This is a genomic window from Myxococcus sp. AB036A (genome assembly GCF_006547355.1).
GTDB classification, from domain to species: domain Bacteria; phylum Myxococcota; class Myxococcia; order Myxococcales; family Myxococcaceae; genus Myxococcus; species Myxococcus virescens.
In genome coordinates this window covers 1-4,635 of record NZ_VHLC01000196.1, presented here as the reverse complement: position 1 = coordinate 4,635, position 4,635 = coordinate 1, and the positions used below count along the sequence as shown (strand labels likewise).

Genomic DNA, 4,635 nt, shown 5'->3' with positions numbered 1-4,635 from the left:
GGGTGGGTGTTCCAGGTGCCGTTGAACGAGCCCGTCAGGATCTGGATGCCCAGGTGGAGGTCGACGCCGGCCTGGTTGGAGACGAAGAAGTCTTCAACGGCAGGGCCGATGGCCTCCACCGAGGGGCCCTTCCGCACGGGGAGCTGCACCGCGCCCTCACGGACGCTGACGTACTCGCTGCGCTGGGTGAGGAAGTCGGGGAAGTCGAGTTCGATCTGTCCGGCGAAAGCGATCGACGGGGTGAGAGACAGCAGCGAGCCAGCCAGGAAACGCTTCACGTTCCTCGTCATGGACTACTCCTGTGTTGTTTGTGCGGGGTCGGCCGAAGCCAATTTCCTACTAGCACTGGTCTTGAATTGAATTCAAATCCAAACGAGCAAGACTGGTAATTCAGCAAATGTGGATGATTGCGCCCTGGGCGTGGCGCACGCCATCGGGATGTCAGGCTAAGGGGTTGCCGCTGGGGCAAACCAGACTGGCGGAGGGTCATGCCAGGAACGAGCGCGGGTGAGTGGGTCAAATACATCCCAGGTGGAGCGCGTAATGGGTTGCAGTTTCGTGATGCGTCGCGATGACGGTGATGATGTATTTATTTGTGATTGATTCGCTCTCGGCTTCATGGATGGTCAGGTTTTTGTGCTGTGATTGGTCGCCGCGAAGGGCGACGTCCCCGACAGGGCGAGTCCCACCTGGAACCATGCTGGACACGGCCGGGCTCTCCCGAGTCGTGCCCTCCCTTGTCGCTCAGCGGGATGCTGAAGCGGGCTCCTACGAGGGCCGTGCTGGAGCAGTTCGACGCCGGGGGGCGACTGGTGTAGCCCCCCTGAGGCGTCGGACATGCTCGTTCTGGCCGGCGTCACCGGGGAGCGCGGGCCGTACGACCGGCCGGCGGTGGCAGTCGGGCGGCAGCACCTCGAGGACGCCGATGCGCTCGTCGCGGACGCACAGCCACCCGCTTCTAGCGCAGCGCCGCGAGGGCCGCGCCGACCTTCGCCACCGTCACGGACACGGGCGTCGTCACCTCCGGAGCGAAGATGGCCACGCGGAGCTCCTCGAAGGCCCACCGCAGCTCCTGCGCCGCCTCCTGGTCACGCACGGTGGCGCGCCTGGCGAGGAAGGTCTCCCACAGGGGAGTGAAAGGCGCGGCCTTCCCTGCGTCCTTGCTGGGGTTCGCCACCGCACGCGACAGCCGTGCCTGGGCCGCGCGGAGGTAGCGCGGGTAGTGCAGCAGGCGCACGAAGGGAATCCACTCGATGAGGTTCGCGGGGAACAGGTTCCCGAGCTGCGAGCGGATGTCCCGCACGGCCGCCGCGCCGCTCGGTCCCCTTGATGCCGCCTTGAGTGCCGCGAGCGTCGTGGCGAGCTCCGCGGAGGTGACAACGACGGCGTTCGCCCAGTCCCGGGCCGCACTCTCGATGCGCGGTGAGCCCTCACGGACCAGCGTCTCGAAGGCTGCCTTCGTGCGGGGCAGCGGCGCGCCCGGTGTGAGCTTGAACGCGTCGTCAACGCCACGTGCGAGCATGAGCGCCCGGAAGGCGTCGGCTTGGCCCCGTGCGGGCGGCGCGCCGTCCAGGGACGGGAAGGGCGTTGGCATGCGCGCGGCGCTGACGGCCACGTGCCCGCGCGCGGCGAGCATGAGGAGCCGGCGGACCCCCGTGCGCGTGGCCGCGTCAGCGGCGGCGGATGTCTCGAGCAACACCAGGTCCACGGTGGCGCCCCGGTCGACGAGCGCGGGATAGCTGCGGACCTCGAGGTTGCCGACCCGCCGGGTGACCACGGCGGGCAGGTCGCCGAAAGTCCAGGCGGTCAGCCCCTTGCGCTCCCAGTCCGACGCCGGCGCCGCGCTGCGCAGCGCCGCCCGTGCATGGCCTCCGTGCTGCTTGAGCAGCGCGTCGACGTCGCGGCCCCGCGCGAGTTCCTTGCCCTGCGCGTCGAGCACCCGGAGCGTGATGCGCAGGTACGGCACCACGGCATCCGCCCGGAAGGACTCCTCGGTCACTTCCATGCCGCACAGGCGGGACACCGCACGCGCGAGCGCTGGAATCATCGGCCCGCGGAAGGGCACCAGTTCCTTCTCGAGACGGTCGACCAGATCCGGCAACGGCCCCAGCTGCTTGCGCTGGGCGCGGGGGAGCTGCTCGAGCAGGGCGGTGAGCTTCTCCCGCTGCCACCCGGGGATGGTCCAGTCGAGCTCACCCGGGGCTATCTGGGCGAGCAGCAGCAGCGGCACGCTCAGGGTGATGCCGTCGTCCTCGGCCGAGGGGTCGAAGGTGTACGTCACCGGCACGGACGCGCCGTGCAGCTTGATGGCATCCGGGTAGTGCGCCGGGGACAGGCCCGGGTCGTGCGAGAGGGCATCCTCCATCGAGAGGACGAGCACGTCGGGGTCGGCCGCCTCGGCCTTGCGACGCCAGACCTCGAAGGCCGCTCCGTCCGTCACGTCCGCCGGGACGCGCTTGTCGAAGAAGGTCAGCATCGCCTCGCTGTCGAGCAGCTCGCTGCGCCGGGCCTTGTCCCGCAGGCGCGCCACGCGCTCGAACACCTGGCGGTTCTTCTCCTGGAACGCCCCTCGGGTGCGGTACTCGCCCCGCACCAGGGCGTGCTCGAGGAACATCAGCCGTGCTTCGGCGGGGTCCCTGCTGGCCAGGGGCACGGGGCGCTCCCTGAAGACGGTCAGCCCGAAGAGGGTCGCGTTCTCCTTCACGATGGCGCGCGCGGACTTCTCCGACCAGTGCGGATCGGAGTAGCTGCGCTTGAGCAGGTGGGGGGCCGCCGCCGCGAGCCACTCCGGGTCGAGCTTCGCCACGGTGCGCGCGAAAAGCTGGGACGTCTCCACGAGCTCGAACGCCATCACCCAGGCAGGGGGCTTCTTCGCGAGCGCCGACGAGGGGTGGACCATGAAGCGCGTCTGCTTCGCGCCCGTAAAGTGGCGCTGCTCCGGATTCCACTGGCCGATGCGGGACAGGAGCCCGGTGAGGAGCGCCTGGTGCAGGGCGTCCCCGCGCGCTGGGGCGCCCCGGCCCTTGCGCGGCAGGCGCAGCTCGCGGACGGTCTCCTCGAGCTGGCGCTGGACGTCCCGCCACTCGCGCACCCGCAGGAAGGACAGGAAGTTGTCCCGGCACACGCGCCGCAGATGGGACGTCCCCCGGCCCTCGGCTTCGCGCACGAACGCCCAGAGCTTGAGGAGCCCCGTGAAGTCCGAGTGCTCGTCACGGAAGCGCCGGTGCAGTTCGTCTGCCTTCTGCGCGAGCTCCCGTGGCCGCTCGCGCGGGTCCTGCAGGTTGAGCGCCGCGGCGACGATGAGCACCTCGTCCAGGCACCCGTACTCGGCGCCGGCGAGAATCATCCGCGCGATGCGTGGGTCCACCGGGAAGCGCGCGAGCTGGTGCCCCAGTGGCGTCAAGGTGCGCTCCTTGCCCTCGATGGCTCCAAGCTCCTCGAGCACCCGCCAGCCCTCGGCGATGGCCTTCGGCTGGGGCGGGTCGAGGAAGGGAAAGTCCTCGACGTCACCGAGGCCGAGGGACTTCATCCGCAGGATGACCCCCGCGAGCCCGGTGCGCTTGATTTCCGGGTCGGTGAAGGCGGGCCGCGTAGTGAAGCTCACCTCGTCGTAGAGGCGCACGCAGATTCCCTCGCGCACGCGGCCGCAGCGCCCTTTGCGCTGGTCGGCGCTGGCCTGGGAGACTGGCTCGATGTGCAGGCGCGTGGTGCCCGAGCGAGGCTCGTAGCGCGACAGGCGCGCCACCCCCGTGTCCACGACGTACACGATGCCCGGGATGGTGACCGACGTCTCCGCGACGTTGGTGGCGAGGATGACCCGGCGCTGGGGGATGGTGGCGAAGACGCGTGACTGCTCGGCGGCCGACAGGCGCGCATACAGCGGCTGCACCACCGTGCCGCGGAGCTCGCGCGCGTTCAGGGCATTCTCGGCCTCGCGGATCTCCCGCTCCCCGGGGAGGAACACGAGGACGTCCCCGTTCGGGTCGAGCGAGATGACGTTCGCCACCGCGTCGGCGACGGCGTCGGCGAGCTCGGCGTCCTCGTGGGGCGGCTCGTAGAGCACGTCCACCGGAAAGGTACGGCCCTCCACCTGGATGACCGGAGCCCCTCCGAAGAACTGCGAGAAGCGCTCGGTCTCGATGGTGGCCGAGCTCACCACCACCTTGAGGTCGGGGCGTCTGGGAAGGATGCGCTTGAGCCACCCGAGCAGGAAGTCGATGGTGAGGCTGCGCTCGTGGGCCTCGTCGAGCACGATGGTGTCGTAGCGGCGCAGGAGCGGGTCGCTGTGAATCTGCGCGAGCAGGACGCCGTCGGTCATGAACTTCACGGCGGTCTGCCGGGACGAGCGGTCCTCGAAGCGAATCTGGTACCCGACGTCCGTGCCCAGCTCGGTGCCGAGCTCACGTGCCACGCGCGCCGCCACGCTCGTCGCGGCGATACGCCGGGGCTGGGTGACGCCAATCTGGCGCGGGCGGCCGCGCCCCATGGCGAGCAGGACTTTTGGTAGCTGCGTCGTCTTCCCCGAGCCAGTGGCCCCCGCGACAATGACCACCTGATGGGCGGTGATGGCCGCGGTGATGTCCTCCACCCGGCTCGAGATGGGGAGCTCGGGGGGGAAGCGCAGGGTGGGCAAGC

At 69.8% G+C, this 4,635-nt stretch carries 1 protein-coding gene and 1 pseudogene; both read right to left on the bottom strand.

All coding sequences use genetic code 11. From position 1 onward, the window contains the following. A pseudogene (locus FL344_RS37855) lies at positions 1-290 on the bottom strand (hypothetical protein); the annotation flags it as partial. Positions 291-958: 668 nt separating this feature from the next. Beyond that, positions 959-4,633 (bottom strand): ATP-dependent RNA helicase HrpA, encoded by a 3,675-nt coding sequence (gene hrpA / locus FL344_RS37850; protein WP_228565663.1) that lies wholly within the window; start codon positions 4,631-4,633, stop codon positions 959-961. Positions 4,634-4,635: the final 2 nt, after the last annotated feature.